This is a genomic window from Chryseobacterium defluvii, from assembly GCF_014204415.1.
In the GTDB taxonomy this organism is placed as follows: Bacteria; Bacteroidota; Bacteroidia; order Flavobacteriales; family Weeksellaceae; genus Chryseobacterium; species Chryseobacterium defluvii_A.
In genome coordinates this window covers 127,329-143,550 of sequence record NZ_JACHLE010000001.1, presented here as the reverse complement: position 1 = coordinate 143,550, position 16,222 = coordinate 127,329, and the positions used below count along the sequence as shown (strand labels likewise).

The window sequence follows — 16,222 nt, the reverse complement described above, 5'->3', positions numbered from 1 at the left end:
GCTAAAGCCCGTTATTATTTTGTTTTTCTGTAAATTATAAAACCACCCCGTCAAAAATTTTTAAATTTTTGACACCCCTCCAAAGGAGGGGAATTTTTATAGTGTTTCCTTTAACCATTCGAAAAATTCTCTCTGCCATACCAACCCGTTCTGCGGATGAAGCACCCAATGGTTTTCGTTCGGGAAGTACAGGAATTTTGTTTTCAACCCCTTCAGTTTTGCTGCCTGGAAAGCTTCCTGCCCCTGCTCATAAGGAACCCTGAAGTCTATTCCACCCTGGATGATCATAATGGGCTTATTCCATTGATCTACGAAATTACTTGGATTGAAATCCGTATATGCTTTTGGTAATGGTTTATCCCAAGGGGAACCCAGATCCCAGTTGGCAAACCAGAGCTCCTCTGTGGTCAGATACCATGATTTCATATCAAATAACCCGTCGTGTGCAATAAAAGTTTTAAATCTATTATTATGCATCCCTGCGAGCATAAATACACTGTATCCTCCATAACTTGCGCCAACCGCCGCCATTCTGTCTCCGTCAACATAGGATAAAGTTTTTGCGTAGTCTGCGGCAGCCAGATAATCTTTCATGGATTGCCCGCCCCAGTCTTTGGAAATGTCTTCATTCCATTTTGTTCCCCAGCCCGGCATTCCTCTACGATTCGGAGCTACTACGATGTAACCGTTGGCTGCCATTAAGGCAAAGTTCCATCTTGTGCTGAAATACTGTGTCAATCCGGATTGAGGACCTCCCTGGCAATATAATAAAGTTGGGTATTTTTTATTCGGGTCAAAATTCGGTGGATAATGGAACCATACACCCATTTCTTTTCCATCCGTAGTTTTTACCAATTTAAGTTCGGTTTTTCCCTGACTCAGCTTTCCATAGGTATCTTTATTAGCTTCCGTAACCTGACTCATTTCTCCGTTTTTAAGATTTACCGAGAACAGATCTGTTGCGTGGTTAATGTCTGTTCTGCCTACTATAAGGGAGTTTTTGTTATCTGCAAAAATTTCATTCACGTCAAAATCTCCTTTGGTGATCTGCTGAACTTTTGAGTTCTTCGGATCCACGGAGAAAAGCTGTTTTGTTCCTCTGAAAGCAGCTGTAAAATAGATGATCTTAGAGTCGCCACTCCAGAAGACATCTCCGGTAACGCTTTCATCCCATCCTTTGGTAAGGTTGGTTGTTTTTCCTGATTTCCAGTCCATCAGCTTTACATCATTTTTATCCGCTTCGTACCCATCTCTTTCCATACTTTGCCAAACAAGGGATTTCCCGTCCGGACTGAATTTAGGGTTTACATCATACCCCTGATTGGATTCCGTTAAATTTTTAACAGAGCCGGAAGCTGTATCATAGGCGAAGATATCCGTATTGGTACTTGCTGCATATTCTTTACCGCTTTTGGGTTTTGTGACATATAAGAGCTGGGAAGAATCCGGACTCCAGACAAAGTCTTCCGCCCCACCGAAAGGCCTTTGGGGAGAATCCCATGTTTTTCCTTCCAGCAGATCTTTTGCAGACTCTACTTTATCCGAAACATTAACCACAAAAACATGGTTATACTTCCCTTCGTTGAAATAGTCCCAGTGCCTGTGATTAAGGTCTGTATAGATCTGGGCTGTGGTTTTTGGGGTATCTGCATATTTATCCTTTCCCATCAGTTTTTCTACTAAAACCTGTTTACTAAAGGCGATCTTTTTTCCGTCCGGTGAGATCACGATGTTATCAGCCTCTGCTATGGTATAGAATTCTGTCCAGGTTTTTCCATTGTCCTTAGACTGATAAATTTTATCTCCTTCCTGAGCATAGATCCCGTTTTTATCCCACTGAATGAGAGCTTTTTTTCCAAGATCTATTTTAGAAGACTGGTTATTAAGGATATTAAGAAAATAGTTCTCGTTTTTTGTTTTTTCTGTTTTCAGGTCTACCTGTCCCACTTTATAGATCAGTGAAGACTGATCCGGTGAAACTGCCTGTACTCCTACTTTTTTCAAAGTCCAGAGAATTTCGGGTGTCATTAGCTGTTGTGCATTCATTAAAAGTGGAGCTGCCAAAGCAAGCAGGCTGTACTTAAGTTTCATATATTGATGTTCATTTTTTATGGATCTATGCAATCAATTATGATTTCATAAATTCCCGTTCAATTCAAAGATTTCCAAAGTTAATATTTAAAATACAATGATTGAAAAAATTAACATTATAAGTTTCTTTGGATTAATTTAACCATAAAAGTCACAAAAGTTTTTGAAGCATACAGATTTTGTAAACACTTTAGCTACTTAAGTTTTTTTAATAATGCTTTTTAAAGTTCACATAAGCTGAAAATCTAATGTGTTCTTAATTTATGCAGTAATATTTAACTTTAGAATAAACTAAAGTGTTTAGAAACTTTTGTGACTTTTATGGTTATTAAAATTCGCAAAAAAAATCGCCAGTTTTTAAGTGACGATCTTTAAAGTTATCATTGATTTTATTTTAATCTTCATCCGAAATAAAGGAATTTGCCAAAGAGGTAATGATCGAAAGTGCGATACTAAAGATCAGTGCCCACCAGAAGCCATCTACCACCATACTGTCAATGAAGTAATCTGCAATAAGGATAATGATAGCATTAATCACCAAAGCAAACAGCCCCAATGTAATAATCGTCAGCGGAAGCCCTAAAATACTCAGTATCGGTCTAACGATCAGATTTAAGACCCCTAATACAATAGCAAAAATAATGGCCGAGGTAAATCCTTCAAAATGTACTCCCGGTAATATTTTAGTTAAAAGATAAGCAACGATTGAAGTTATTAGTAATCGAATAATTAAGTTCATGATATTGATTTTTAATGTTGATGTGAACTATGTTACAAAACCTGTTCCATTCACATGAAACCGGTTTTTAACGAATATCTAATTTACGCAATATTTTACTCAGTTTTCATTATCAGGATTATTATTTTATTTTCATCATAGTAACCAGTGAAGTAGCAACATGACTTTCCGAAGTCTGGCCTTCATTCACCGTATAAATCTCTGTTCTGACTACGCTGATCTTTGCCCCGCCTTTCAAAACATACGATTTGGAAACCAGCGCATCTCCTATCGCGGGCCGCAGATAATTCACCTTCAGCTCTACGGTTACTACATAGCAGTCTTCTTCATAATGGCTTACGGCTGCATATCCTGAAGAGACGTCTACCAAAGAAGCGATCATAGCACCGTTAAACATTCCCGCTCTCCTGGTCATCAGCTCCATTTTCGGGATCTTCATGGAAATGAAGTCCGTTTCTGCTTCAAGAAGTTCCGCTTTATAGAACTGTAAGGTTTCCGAGCGATTAAAGCTGTCGGTAATGAGTTTCTTTTTTTCCGGGGTCATTGGGCTGTTATTTTAAGCAAAGATAATGAATGTAGTTATGATGAGATGCTTCGACTATGCCTAGCATGACATGACTAATACTAATTTTTTTAATTTTTTAGAACATAGTCATGCTGAAGAATTATCATGAACCACAAAAGTCACAAAAGTTTTTTTTAACACTTTAGTTTATTTTAAAGTTAAATATTACTGCATAAATAAGAACACATAAGTTTTTCCGGAAACCTGATATTGAGCACAAGTTGAAGGTCTGTGAATGCAGCCCATGAAATATTCAGCTTATGTCTACTTTAAAACAGCCTTTTCTTAAACTTAAGCAACTAAAGTATTAAAAAAAACTTTTGTGACTTTTGTGGTTGACAATAAATTAATTAAGCTGAACGATAAAGTCATCAGACAATAGCAAAACTCCTTCCGTTAAGGCATCCGGATGCGTGCTGAAGCCTTTAAGCTTTGATGATTTTCCCTTTAATATAAGATCCAAAAGCTGTTTATCTGATAGTTTCTTCCCGAATATCTCAAACGGAATTTTAAAACTGCAGTTTTTAAAGTCGGAACATCCTACAGCCGTTTTTCCTTTGATCAAATGATGTCCTTTACATTTTGGGCATTTTGTCTCTTCCCAGGACTGAAGCTCTTTTTTCGGAGCGGGTTCCCTTTTTTTCTTCTCTTTTACTTCGCTTTCTTCCTGCAGTATGATCATTTTTCCTTTTCCGTCAACCACTTTCCGGGTCAGTTCTGTAACCATCCGGATCAGCTCTTCTTTAAACTGGTTGGCTTCATACTCCCCTTTTTCTATCTTACGGAGTTTTAATTCCCATTCTCCTGTTAATTCGGGGCTTTTCAGAAGTTCATCTTCAATGGTATCTATCAATTGAATTCCTGTCTGGGTAGCATACAGATTCTTTCTTTTCTTCTCGATATATTTTCGTTTGAAAAGTGTTTCTATGATATTGGCACGCGTGGAAGGCCTTCCGATACCGTTATTTTTCAGTAGTTCACGGAGTTCCTCATCCTCTACTTGCTTTCCGGCGGTTTCCATCGCCCTCAGAAGGGTTGCTTCGGTATAGGGCTTTGGCGGGGACGTTTTTCCCTGATGGATCATTGGTTCGTGAGGCCCCGTTTCGCCTACCGTAAATTCGGGAATGCTTTGCTCTTCTTCTTTGTCTTTTTCGGAGGGTTCTTTTGCTTCTTTATCATAAACGATCCTCCAACCGGGCTCCAGAATCTGCTTTCCGCTCGTTTTGAAAGGGATAGTTCCTACTTTGGCTTCTACGAGTGTATTTGAAATCTTACATTCCGGATAGAAAACGGAAATGAAACGTTTGGCCACAAGGTCATAGATCAGTTTTTCTTCTTTGCTCAGATTTCTTGACGGCGGAACTTCCGTGGGAATAATCGCGTGATGGTCCGTTACTTTGGTATCATCAAAGACAGCTTTGGATTTCGGGACCGGCTGTTCCAGTAAGGGAGCAACAAGTTCCTGATAAAAGGCCATGCTTTGGAGGATCCCTCCTACTTTCGGATATAAGCTTTCTGATAAATAAGTGGTATCTACACGCGGATAGGTTACATGTTTCTTTTCATAAAGACTCTGGATGTAATTCAACGTGCTTTCTGCAGAATAGCCATACTTTTTATTGGCTTCCACCTGAAGCCCGGTAAGATCGAACAGCCTCGGATTTCTTTCTTTTCCTTCCTTAATTTCAAAGGAAACAATTTCAAAAGGATTCTGCTTAAGGTATTCCAAGCCTTTTTCTGCACGATCTAAGGTTTTCAGTCTGTCAATAGCTGCATTGAAGATCACTTCACGGTATTTGGTTTTGAGCTCCCAATATTCTTCTACGGTAAAGACGTCAATTTCTTTCTGGCGCTGAACCAGCATAGCCAAAGTAGGCGTCTGTACCCTTCCGATGGAAAGGACGGCTTTATTTCCTCCAAATTTCTTGGTAAACAGCCTGGTCGCATTGATTCCCAACAGCCAGTCCCCGATTGCTCTTGCATTTCCTGCCAGATAAAGGTTTTTGTAATCTTCAGCCGGCTTTAAGCTTGCAAAGCCTTCTTTGATGGCTTCTTCAGTAAGGGATGAGATCCATAAACGATGAACCGGTTTATTACACTTTGCCTTCTGCAATACCCATCTTTGTATGAGCTCCCCTTCCTGCCCGGCATCCCCGCAATTGATGACCTCATCACATTCTTCTATCAATCTTTCGATCACTTTAAACTGGTTTTCCACACCTTTGTTCGGGATCAGTTTTATTCCGAAGTTTTTAGGGATGATAGGAAGAAAAATAAGGTTCCACGATTTGAGTTCCGGACCATAATCGTGAGGTTCTTTCAGGGTACAAAGATGCCCGAAGGTCCAGGTCACACAATATCCGTTTCCTTCCATATAGCCCTGCTTCGGCGTGGTAGCACCCAACACTTTGGCTATATCTCTGGCAACACTGGGTTTTTCGGCAATACAAAGTTTCATGAATATCCTCAATTATGGAAAGGGATGCAAATTTCAGGATTTTTTTTGACTTTTTCCAGAAGGAATTTTTAAAAGAATTTGATATAGGGAAACAGGACAAGGAAGTTTAAATTTTTATCTATCACCATAAAAGTCACAAAAGTTTTTTAGAATATATAGATTTTATAAACACTTTAGTTAATTAAGTTTACGATGATACCGTTTTAAAGTTCACATAAGCGGAAATCAAAGATCCGGGGAAACTAAGGCATCGAAACTTTTGTGACTTTCGTGATTTAGTTTGAAGTTTAAACAGACTTAGTATTTTTTATCTGCTATAAATCAAATATTTAGATATTAATTTTACATTAATTTTCAAAAAGTCTACATTTTTAGTAGACTAATAAAAATATATGTCCTATATTTGCAACCGTATTCAGGAAAGAAAACAATGAAAGCAGTATCTACAAACAATTCTGTTAGAGAATATATCATCAAAATGATGATGCATTGCTGCATGCCTGTACTTAGACATTATTGTGGTTGACCTTATTTTTTTATGACATATTTCAAGGCCCTACCACGTTGTAGGGCCTTTTTTTTAACAACATTAAAGAATACAAAAATGAACACTTCTAAAAACAAATGGCTGATCCCGATAGCATTCACCAATATTTATGTGATATGGGGAATTACATTTCTGGCAATTTCGTTCGGATTACAGGGCTTCCCTCCTTTTATTCTTTCCGGGTTCAGGTTTTTTATTGCGGGAATACTGATCCTGGTTTATTTACTGATCAAAGGAGAAAAAGCAGATTCTATAGCTAATTGGAAGAAAAACGGTATTACAGGAATCCTGATCCTTACCGGCGGAACCGGGCTTGTAGCCTGGGGTGAGCAGTATGTAACGGCTTCCGAAGCGGCTATTGCCATTGCCACAGGGCCATTCTGGTTCATTGCCATCGATAAAAAGAACTGGAAATATTATTTTTCAGATAAGTTTATCCCCATAGGGATTGTCATGGGTTTTATCGGGCTCATCCTGTTCCTTAACGGGAGCATCAGCTCAGAGTCAAACCATGCTGTAGCCAACGGTTCCCTTAGAATAACGGCTTTTATTGTATTGGCATTAAGTTCCGTGGCATGGGTCTTAGGTTCTTTATATTCCAAGAAAAATCCTGCCAGCCACTCTACTTTTATGAATATCGCCCAGCAGCTTATTATTGCAGGAATAATATCTTTCGTTATTGCGTTCTTCAGAAATGAATGGAGCTCTTTTTCCATCATTAGGGTTCCTTTATCGGCATGGCTCGGATTATTGTTCCTGGTTCTATTCGGATCTATTATAGCCTATTTGTCCTATATATGGCTTTTATCGGTAAAACCTGCCGCTTTGGTAAGTACCCATACCTATATCAATCCTATCGTAACAGTTATTGCAGGATGGATGATTACCAATCAGGCTATTAACGGGAATCAGCTATACGGATTATCGATCATCCTGATCGGGGTGCTTCTTACCAATATTACGAAGTATTTCAAACTTTCCAAACGGTCAAAAGTAAAGGTAAGACGGGTGATCAGATATTTTAACCGTATCAACAGGCCTTATCAACCTATATAATTGTAATAAAAGATTAAAATGATAGATATCAGGAATATTTCAAAAACATTTCATCAGAAAAAGCAGTCTTTTAAGGCTCTTGACAATATAAGCTTAGAGGTAATGCAGGGTGACATTGTAGGGATCATCGGGTTTTCCGGCGCAGGGAAAAGTACCCTGATCCGGACTGTAAACTTATTGGAAAGGCCTGACCAGGGAAAAATTGTGATCAATGGGAAGGATTTTACGGCCCTGAACTCAAAACAACTGGCTAAAGAACGTAAAAAGATCGGGATGATCTTCCAGCATTTTAACTTACTTTCTTCCAGAACGGTTTTTGAAAATGTGGCGCTTCCTTTGGAACTGGATCATGTGAATAAGGATAAGATCAGGGAAAAAGTGAATGAACTGCTGAAGATCGTAGGGCTGGAAGATAAAGCCCATGATTATCCTAAAAGCCTTTCAGGTGGCCAGAAGCAAAGGGTTGCCATTGCAAGGGCACTGGCCAACGACCCTTATCTCCTGCTCTGTGATGAGGCAACAAGCGCGCTGGATCCTGCAACCACGCAATCTATTCTGCAATTATTGAGAGACATCAACCAGCGTTTAGGAATCACTATTCTCTTAATTACTCATGAAATGGAGGTCATTAAAGCCATCTGCCATCATGTTGCAGTGATTGATAAGGGAAAACTATTAACCAAAGGAACGTTGAGCGAGATCATTTCGGATAAGGAAAATCCGGTCATCCGACAATTTATAAATACAGACATCATGACTATACCTCAGGAATTGAATAAAAAAATAGAGAAAGAGCCGCGGGAAGGCCTGTTTCCACTTGTTGAAATAGAGCTTAATGAAAATATCTCCGTTGAAAAGCTGCTTTCAAAGATCTACGATGAATATAAGATTCCCTACAAGCTTCTGAAAGCAGATGTGGAATATCTCGGCAGCTCCAGTTTCGGAAAACTGCTGCTTCAGCTGCAGGGTGAAGCTGATGAGAATCAGAAAGCAATTTATTTTTTCAACCAGAACAATATTCAAAATACGGTAAGAGGCTATGCTTAACGATACTGTGATTTCGCTTTTGTCGAAAGGGGTTTGGGAAACGGTTTTTATGACTTTTGTTTCGGGATTTTTTGGTTTTGTTCTGGGACTGCCTATAGGAATTCTACTATTCCTCACAAGAAAAGGCCAGCTTTTGGAAAATATTTTTTATAATAGGGTCTTATCGGTTCTGGTAAGTATCTTCCGCTCTATCCCCTTCATCATTCTCATCGTATGGATGATCCCATTCACCCGGGCATTGGTGGGTACTTCCATTGGCGTGAATGCTGCACTGGTTCCATTAAGCATCGGAGCTGCACCTTTTATCGCAAGACTGGTTGAAAACAGCCTGCTGGAAGTTCCTCACGGATTAATTGAAACGGCAAGAGCTTTGGGAGCTTCTCCATTTCAGATCATCAAGAAAGTCCTGCTTCCGGAAGCACTTCCGTCACTGATCAATAATGCCACAATAACACTGATCACATTGGTAGGATATTCTGCAATGGGCGGTGCCGTAGGTGCGGGCGGGCTGGGGCAAATTGGGTACCAATACGGGTATATCGGATATGATGTTGTGATCATGAATCTTGTACTGGGATTATTGGTGGTTTTGGTGTTTATGATCCAGTTTACGGGTGACCGATTGGCAAAGAGATTTGATCATAGATAGGTGAAATTGTAAAAGGGTGGAATCGCAAAATCGCGAAACTGTAAAATCGTTTTTTAGCCTTTTCTCTTCAATAATATCTTCTAAAAATTTAAGTATAATGATTTTGAGGGTGTGAGAGTTTGAAAGAAGAATTAGCACAATTCTGCAATTTTACGATTTTGCAATTCCGCCCTTTTACCCTTTTACTTTTTCGCCATTCAACAAAAAATAATTAAACAATTTACAATGAAAAAAATAAAGATTTTAGGTTTATTGACCGTGGGTTTATTCTTGTCCAATGCATGTAATTCTTCAAAGAAGGATGATCCCCATTATATTAAAGTAGGAATTACTTCAGGGCCTGAACAGCAGATCGCCGAGACTGCAAAAAAAGTTGCTAAGGAAAAATATAATCTTGATGTAGAGCTGGTTACCTTTAATGATTATGTAGTTCCCAATGAAGCTTTAAATAACGGAGATATCGACGCCAATGCTTTTCAGCACGTCCCATACCTGAACGAACAATCTAAACAGAGAGGATATAAACTGGCTGTTGCAGGTAATACTTTCGTTTATCCTATTATCGCATATTCGAAAAAGATCAAGAGCATCAGCCAGCTGCAAAACGGAAGCACGGTGGCTATTCCCAATGATCCTACCAACGGTGGGCGTTCATTATTACTGCTTCAGAAAAACGGTTTACTCAAATTAAAAGACGGTGTCGGGTTATTACCGAAAGTCACAGATATTGCCTCTAATCCGAAACAGCTGAAGATCCTGGAAATTGAAGCCCCACAGCTTCCCCGGGTTTTAGATGATAAAGAAGTGATCGTTGCTGTGATCAACAATAATTTTGCTGCACAGGCAGGCCTGGATACTGCTCAATACGGAATTTTGAAGGAAGACAAAGATTCTCCTTATGTGAATGTTGTGGTATCAAGGGAAGATAATAAGAATACTGAAAAAAGTGAAAAATTTTGTGAAAGCTTACCAGTCTGATGAGGTGGTCAGGAAGGCGGAAGAGATATTTAAAGGAGGTGCGGTGAAGGGATGGTAGGAGTTATGAGTTTAAAGTTATAAGTTTTGAGTTGCGTACTATGGATAAGGAGGTTTAGGAGAATGAATGATGAATGATGAATGATGAATGATGAATGATCATTGGTTATTGCAATGGAAAAGCATATTTTGAATAAATTATACCATTTTACCTTTGAAATTACTTTTATGAAAAATTTGCTTGTTGAGGATTTCGGCGCGGCGGCTTTGCCGCCGCGCCGAAATCCTTTATGGTATTTTCAATGCAAAAATGGTATTAGTTTAATTATCCGGAAAGAAGTGATCTCAAAAGTATCATTCTGAATACAGACTGAAGGTCTGCAAACAAAATTCATACATACAGTGAAGAATCTTGAACGATTGATTTTCATAGATTCTTCGACAGGCTCAGAATAACAATGGTCATTTTTCTGACTTTCGAGGCAGCTTTTGTGTTCTAAACTTCGATGATCAGTTCTTTTTCGTAACCGTTATATTTTTCGATAATGTAGCCGTGAGGGTTGCAGATGACTTCCGTATTGCCTATTTCATATCTGCAGGGAGTATGAATATGCCCGTGGATCCAGTATAATGGCTGATGTTCCCGGATGAAGTCCTCAAGATCGGATGCATAAGCAGAAGTCACCGGATCATTTTTATACTGCTCCGGGACGGATCTTATACTGGGTGCATGATGTGTGACCACAATATTTTTGAGCCCCTTTGAGTTTTGAAGGCTTTCCTGCAGCCATAATTTAGAAAACTGATGGATTTTGAATGTATCGATCGTCCTCATTTTGGAATAGGACGGATCGCGTCTTATCTTCCTGTAATCGTTCATTACCGGCTGGCAGATCATTCCATGATATTTCGGGTCTCCAAATATGGAGAAATCCGTCCATAGAGTTGCTCCGTGAAATCTTACGTCTCCTACATCCACGAAGGAATCTTCAAGCACAAAAACATCAGAGTTTCTGGCCGCATCTTTTATTTTATTCAGTGTTTTCGGATAGGAACCTTTATAATATTCATGATTGCCCAGGACATAGATCACAGGTTTGTTCGGTATTGCACCCTTTATCCATTCTATTCCTTTTGTTCCCAGATTTACGTCTCCTGCCAATACCACTACATCCGAATGATCAAAACATAAATCGGTATAACCAAATTCCTGATGCAAATCACTGATGATCTGTATTTTCATTATAATAAATTATTTTTTTTCTGATCCATCAATATACTCACAGATAATATAATGCTTATTATTCCCGGATCCAATACCTGATTTCCGGTAGAAATAAATACTGTTTTCCGGGGATTGTTATTTCTCTTCCCAGAGAATAAATTTGTAGTATCCAATTACAAAATATGATCTTAAAGGGTGGAAAGGTTAAGGTAAAGTAATAAGCAGTAATAATTTTGGTTTTTGAACGGGAAGTGCTGTCCTTATTAAGGGCAGCGCTTTGTTTTTGCAACTTCATTTATTCTAAGTGATAACAGGATCATATTTTTATGTTGTCCGTTTTATGAATAGAATTTTATTTTTTAAATACCAGCACATTCCATTTTCAGTTCCAAAAACAAAATCAGGACGGGCAGTTTTTTCAGGGCCGGAATTTTCCAACTCGGTAAGTATCTCTTTATCCAGCCAATTGAATTTAAAATCTTTTTTTTGAAAACCCGTATTTGGAAAGTCTGCATTTTTATCAAAACTTTTTATCTTTTCCATCGTTGCATCGTCAAAATATAAAACCGCTTCCAAAAAAGAATCAGAAGGTCCCGGGACTCTTCCTTTTGAATTGTCTATAAATGTATACTTAAACTTTACTTTTTCAGGTCTAACCTCGGATAAGTTGATCAATTTTTCAAGTTGATTTATATCCGTTGAGATTTCAGTTGTTACATTGCTTTTCTGTTTTATTTCAGCTTTTGAATTGTTTTTTGTATTAACGTTTTCATCCGTTTTTTTACCCGAACAGCAAGCTAAAATTATTGAGAAAAAAATTATTTTTGAATTCATAGTTTTATTTTGTGTTTACAAATTTATAATTAAAAATACTCAAGAAAAATTCACCCTACATAAAGAAAATGATTCTATTAAAATTGGGGGATATTATATAAATCCTAATTAATAAAGCCGCCACTCGAAAGAGTAGCGGTTTCTATTATGGTTTACTTTTTAATGTTTTGTAAAATTGGTAGTTTCCTGAACTGTCTTTTCGGTAAATCTGATAATCCTCGGAATTTTTCGATTTATAAATGGAATCGCTTATTTTTAAATCGTTCTTATCAGGAGCATAAATCCAAAAAGTATAATTAAAATTACTATCTCTAACAAATTTAGCTACTTTAGAGTTTTCAAATTTTCTATTAGATTTTATCTCTTGAATTACACCTGTTAGTTCTGAACTATAAAATTTATTGTATTTATTTAAATTCCAAAAAAATACAAATAATACACCTGTACAAATAATTATTATAACGATAATAATATTTCTTTTGTTTAGCTCCATATTAATATGATCCTTTTCCAGTTACGGCACCTGTATAATCAGCTACTCTTATTTTTCCATCAAAACCAACACCAACTCTTGTATTAGTAAGAGTTACACCAACTCCGACATAGCCTTTAGCTCCTGCGGCAACTCCAACAGAGCGTGTAACCCATCTTCCTGATACTGGACCATTGTTAGGATTTGGATCAAAAGAAACTGCAACTTTACCAACAACCCCCACTATATCAACAAGAGATCCACTTACATATGCTTCTGTTCCTACAACCGTATTTAAGTTCATATCAGAAACTTTACCCGTAAAAGTACTACTAAAGAAAGATAAATCACCTTCACCTCCCGCTCCGAAAGCTAAACCAAGACTTAAAGTGTTTCCTGGGTCAAAATAAATTCCTGTATCTTTTCCTCTTGTAATTACTTCAAGTCCCATACTAGTCCCAACTTCTCCCCCCTCCTGCGGATGTACTAGTAGTAACTCCAAATCTGCCAGGCACTAAAAAACTTTGCTAAAGGGCTGTTCCACCAATTGATTTTAGTAATCGTAACTCCCTCAATATTATTTATTCTCCCATTTTCAACAGGTTTTCCTCCTCCATCTTCAGAGTCATCATATATATACCCATCTGCTGCATAGTTCATAGTTCCCATTGTATTACTTGCAAAAGCATATTGGACACCTTCTATATTATTATCTATAAAGAATTGAGCAACATTATTGCTGTTTAAATCCTTATTGTAAAGATACCCGTATAATACCAGTCTCTTCCATCTGGATCAATTCTCATAATTGGGTTATTCCCAACATAATTATATGAAGAATCATTAGTATACGATTCTTGGTTGGGGTCTTGAACACCCCATCTACCTAAATCAGACATATACATTCGCGCTCCATAATCATACATCCCCATCTGTTGGAGTTCTTTCCCGTTGTACTTGTACTGATAAGCATTCTGGGTATTCTTCGTATAACCATGTAACGAGCCAAAAGGATAGTAATTATTTGTCTCTACAATTCCTCCCAGTTTCCAGACATTATTATACAATATTGGAAGAAATCTAAAGATAAGAAAAAGTTACTTTTTTATAATGTTAAAAAAAGTAAATCAATATATCAAATTAAGCTATATTCCCAGTATAGGTTTAATTTTTTCCTTTCTTAGAAAAACCCACTTTTCTTAATCCATTTTGAGAATAAAATTCTCTCTCTTTGATCTCCGGATTAGAAATTAAATTAGGTAACAATATTGTTACCTAATTTTTTATAGAAATCAAACAGATAATTTTCTTGTTTCTAACTAAGAATTGTTTTAATGATACTACAACTTGGTTTGTATTTTAAATTTTGAATACTTTTGAAAAAACATAACCACATATAATAATTTTAATGAAAAAGGTAAAGGTCTTATATATTTTTTTTATCTGTATAAAAGTATTTTCTCAAAATACATCGGATCAAAAAGCTTCATTAGAAATAGACAGCTTATTAAAAAAAGGCCAAAAAGAATTAGCGTATTTTAAATTGAATCAGGAAAATATAAAATTTAAAAGACTCTCTAAATATGACCTGAGTGATCATTTATATATTAAGTTTGATTCCGCTACCACATTATATAGAAATAGAGAATACCTGAATGCAGAAAAAGCTGTTTTATCTACATTAAGGGAGGTTGAAAATAATAAAGATAAACTCACACTGGCATATTATGAAAGTCTAAAGCATATTGGGATATCAAGATTATTCTATATTGAAAAAAGGATGGGAAATGTTTCACAGGGATTAAAATATTTGAAGTTTTTCTCTCAGGGATTAAGCCCGATATATCAGAAAAAGCAAAGAATATTTTTTGCCGTTGCGTATATAGAATTAGGGAATTATAAAAAAGGTATTCAGGTATTGGATCTCCGAATAAATGATATTTATCAGGATAAAGAAAATGTTCTTTACAATAGCTTCCTGAAATCAGAAGAAATTGCCACAACTTATAACACAAAAGGAGATGCATTTATTAAGTGGTATAAAGATACCGGTCAAAAGCAATTTCTGGATTCTTCTAAACTTAATTATGAAAGAGCTTATCAGATAATGAAACACTCTTCTATCCATGCTCAACATTCTAAAACACTACTCACCCACAGGCTGGCCCATATCGCTTTACTGAAAAAACAGTATAATTATTCGTTATCACTTTACAACAAGTGTGAAAAAAATTCTGTACTCATGGAAAAAAACTTTTCCCGTGAGACAGTCTGGCTGGGAAAAGCCGAAATATATACATTTCTCAAAAAAACTGATTCCGCTTTTTATTATATTAATAAAGTATATAACAAAAAGACTGAGGCAAAATGTGCCTATGACACTAAGCTGAAAATATATCACCTGTTAAGCATTAATTATGAAAACACGGGAGAAAGTAAAAGTGCATATAGATATGCGAAACTCAGCCTGTCTGAAATGGAAAAGAAAAGAGTCCGGGATACTTCGGGAAATGCTTTTTTAGGAATGTATGAGCAGCAGGAAATAAAATCTGTGTCTAAAGAAATGATAAAGAAAAATAGAAGATTTACTTTCTTGTTAATAGTTTTGCTTGTACTAACATTTTCCGTAATTATTTTTTTCATTGTTTATAGGAATAATAAAAGAAAAAAGAAGACATTCCTGGAATTTCAAAAAAAGATTGATGAAATTCATAATTTCAATATTTATCCTGTAACTACCGAAAAGATCGAAAATCCTATAATAATAGAAGATGAATTAGTTAATCAGATCCTCAAAAAAATAGACTTAATGGAGTCGGATAAGAAATTCTTATCCAATAATTTCAAACTTGCACAAATTGCAAAACAGCTTAACACCAATACAACCTACCTATCCCAAATCATAAATCAGCATAAAGGCATGACATTTTCAGAATATGTAAATAATCTGAGAATAAATTATGTATTAAAAGAATTAAATAGCAATGCTAAATTTCGAAAATATACTATTCAGGCAATGTCTGAAGAGCTGGGTTATAAAAGTCCCACTACATTTACCAATGCCTTTAAGAGCAGGGTAAAAATGACACCATTATATTACATTCAGCAATTGGAAAAGAATAATCATTAATGAAATAAATAAGATTGTGTTGTACTTAAATGCAGCAAGCAGCAAAAAACATTAAAACATTACCCGCTCTTAATTCTTCACTCCTAAAACTTCGTTTTATATTACTATCGGTCTGCAAGAATATGCGTACAGGCTGATTTCCCATTGTTTATAATTTTCCGAGATATACAAGTTTGTTATACTTTTCAAACCTTTCTCTCCGCGTTCTTATTCATGAGAGAGCCTGGTTAGAAACAAATATAAAAATAAGCTGCCTTATATGAGACAGCTTGGCGACCCCTACTTACATAATCTCGAACCACTTAATCACACTAATTCACAGAACCTTACGGGACCCGAACCGTTTCCTTTTCTATGCTTGTTTGACGAAAATCCGTCTCAGATATTTTTATAGGACTTTAAAATAGGTTTTGGTTTCACCATTTCTGTCCTAT

Annotated in this window: 14 protein-coding genes and 1 pseudogene; 5 read left to right on the top strand and 10 right to left on the bottom strand. The window is 36.7% G+C overall.

Annotated features, from left to right (window positions below):
- Positions 1-96 precede the first annotated feature (96 nt).
- The 4 genes from HNP38_RS00645 to HNP38_RS00630 form a co-directional block, all read right to left on the bottom strand.
- Entirely contained in the window at positions 97-2,091 is a 1,995-nt protein-coding gene (locus HNP38_RS00645; RefSeq protein ID WP_184182889.1) for a S9 family peptidase, read from the bottom strand.
- Positions 2,092-2,485: 394 nt separating this feature from the next.
- Positions 2,486-2,830, bottom strand: a complete 345-nt coding sequence (locus tag HNP38_RS00640) for a phage holin family protein (protein ID WP_184182886.1) — start codon at positions 2,828-2,830, stop codon at positions 2,486-2,488.
- 121 nt (positions 2,831-2,951) lie between these two features.
- A complete protein-coding gene (locus tag HNP38_RS00635; protein ID WP_184182882.1) occupies positions 2,952-3,374 on the bottom strand; it encodes a PaaI family thioesterase in 423 nt (140 codons plus the stop codon).
- 367 nt (positions 3,375-3,741) lie between these two features.
- A complete protein-coding gene (locus tag HNP38_RS00630) occupies positions 3,742-5,853 on the bottom strand; it encodes a type IA DNA topoisomerase (protein WP_184182878.1) in 2,112 nt (703 codons plus the stop codon).
- Positions 5,854-6,457: 604 nt separating this feature from the next.
- Here HNP38_RS00630 and HNP38_RS00625 point away from each other — a divergent pair.
- The 4 genes and pseudogenes from HNP38_RS00625 (at position 6,458) to metQ (ending at position 10,188) form a co-directional block, all read left to right on the top strand.
- On the top strand, positions 6,458-7,456 hold the full coding sequence (locus tag HNP38_RS00625) for an EamA family transporter (protein ID WP_184182875.1): 999 nt from the start codon (positions 6,458-6,460) through the stop codon (positions 7,454-7,456).
- An 18-nt stretch (positions 7,457-7,474) separates the two neighbouring features.
- Entirely contained in the window at positions 7,475-8,503 is a 1,029-nt protein-coding gene (locus HNP38_RS00620) for a methionine ABC transporter ATP-binding protein (RefSeq protein WP_184182872.1), read from the top strand.
- Positions 8,496-9,152 carry a methionine ABC transporter permease MetI gene (gene metI, locus HNP38_RS00615; protein ID WP_184182869.1) on the top strand — a complete coding sequence of 219 codons (657 nt, stop codon included), beginning with the start codon at positions 8,496-8,498 and terminating at the stop codon, positions 9,150-9,152. Before HNP38_RS00620 ends, metI begins: the two co-directional genes overlap by 8 nt.
- A gap of 225 nt (positions 9,153-9,377) precedes the next feature.
- Positions 9,378-10,188, top strand: a pseudogene (gene metQ, locus HNP38_RS00610) (methionine ABC transporter substrate-binding lipoprotein MetQ).
- Between the two features lie 435 nt (positions 10,189-10,623).
- On the opposite strand, the gene HNP38_RS00605 reads toward metQ, so the two are convergent.
- From HNP38_RS00605 to HNP38_RS00580, 6 genes are all read right to left on the bottom strand, one after another.
- Positions 10,624-11,370 carry a metallophosphoesterase gene (locus tag HNP38_RS00605; RefSeq protein WP_184182866.1) on the bottom strand — a complete coding sequence of 249 codons (747 nt, stop codon included), beginning with the start codon at positions 11,368-11,370 and terminating at the stop codon, positions 10,624-10,626.
- Between the two features lie 306 nt (positions 11,371-11,676).
- Positions 11,677-12,186: a hypothetical protein gene (locus HNP38_RS00600; protein WP_184182864.1), complete on the bottom strand. Its 510-nt coding sequence runs from the start codon at positions 12,184-12,186 to the stop codon at positions 11,677-11,679.
- 145 nt (positions 12,187-12,331) lie between these two features.
- Entirely contained in the window at positions 12,332-12,679 is a 348-nt protein-coding gene (locus tag HNP38_RS00595; RefSeq protein ID WP_184182860.1) for a hypothetical protein, read from the bottom strand.
- A 1-nt stretch (position 12,680) separates the two neighbouring features.
- Positions 12,681-13,109 (bottom strand): hypothetical protein, encoded by a 429-nt coding sequence (locus HNP38_RS00590; RefSeq protein ID WP_184182857.1) that lies wholly within the window; start codon positions 13,107-13,109, stop codon positions 12,681-12,683.
- A gap of 35 nt (positions 13,110-13,144) precedes the next feature.
- A complete protein-coding gene (locus tag HNP38_RS00585) occupies positions 13,145-13,318 on the bottom strand; it encodes a hypothetical protein (protein WP_184182854.1) in 174 nt (57 codons plus the stop codon).
- A gap of 83 nt (positions 13,319-13,401) precedes the next feature.
- Positions 13,402-13,725 (bottom strand): RHS repeat-associated core domain-containing protein, encoded by a 324-nt coding sequence (locus HNP38_RS00580; RefSeq protein ID WP_194299319.1) that lies wholly within the window; start codon positions 13,723-13,725, stop codon positions 13,402-13,404.
- 341 nt (positions 13,726-14,066) lie between these two features.
- Between HNP38_RS00580 and HNP38_RS00575 the strand changes: the two genes are divergently transcribed.
- Positions 14,067-15,788 (top strand): helix-turn-helix domain-containing protein, encoded by a 1,722-nt coding sequence (locus tag HNP38_RS00575; RefSeq protein WP_184182850.1) that lies wholly within the window; start codon positions 14,067-14,069, stop codon positions 15,786-15,788.
- Positions 15,789-16,222 lie beyond the last annotated feature (434 nt).

Coding starts and splice junctions, on each gene's coding strand:
- HNP38_RS00600 (WP_184182864.1), bottom strand. CDS start 12,186: ATGAATTCAAAAATAATTTTTTTCTCAATAATTTTAGCTTGCTGTTCG.
- metI (WP_184182869.1), top strand. CDS start 8,496: ATGCTTAACGATACTGTGATTTCGCTTTTGTCGAAAGGGGTTTGGGAA.
- HNP38_RS00635 (WP_184182882.1), bottom strand. CDS start 3,374: ATGACCCCGGAAAAAAAGAAACTCATTACCGACAGCTTTAATCGCTCG.
- HNP38_RS00575 (WP_184182850.1), top strand. CDS start 14,067: ATGAAAAAGGTAAAGGTCTTATATATTTTTTTTATCTGTATAAAAGTA.
- HNP38_RS00590 (WP_184182857.1), bottom strand. CDS start 13,109: ATGGGACTTGAAGTAATTACAAGAGGAAAAGATACAGGAATTTATTTT.
- HNP38_RS00640 (WP_184182886.1), bottom strand. CDS start 2,830: ATGAACTTAATTATTCGATTACTAATAACTTCAATCGTTGCTTATCTT.
- HNP38_RS00645 (WP_184182889.1), bottom strand. CDS start 2,091: ATGAAACTTAAGTACAGCCTGCTTGCTTTGGCAGCTCCACTTTTAATG.
- HNP38_RS00585 (WP_184182854.1), bottom strand. CDS start 13,318: ATGAACTATGCAGCAGATGGGTATATATATGATGACTCTGAAGATGGA.
- HNP38_RS00595 (WP_184182860.1), bottom strand. CDS start 12,679: ATGGAGCTAAACAAAAGAAATATTATTATCGTTATAATAATTATTTGT.
- HNP38_RS00605 (WP_184182866.1), bottom strand. CDS start 11,370: ATGAAAATACAGATCATCAGTGATTTGCATCAGGAATTTGGTTATACC.
- HNP38_RS00630 (WP_184182878.1), bottom strand. CDS start 5,853: ATGAAACTTTGTATTGCCGAAAAACCCAGTGTTGCCAGAGATATAGCC.
- HNP38_RS00625 (WP_184182875.1), top strand. CDS start 6,458: ATGAACACTTCTAAAAACAAATGGCTGATCCCGATAGCATTCACCAAT.
- HNP38_RS00620 (WP_184182872.1), top strand. CDS start 7,475: ATGATAGATATCAGGAATATTTCAAAAACATTTCATCAGAAAAAGCAG.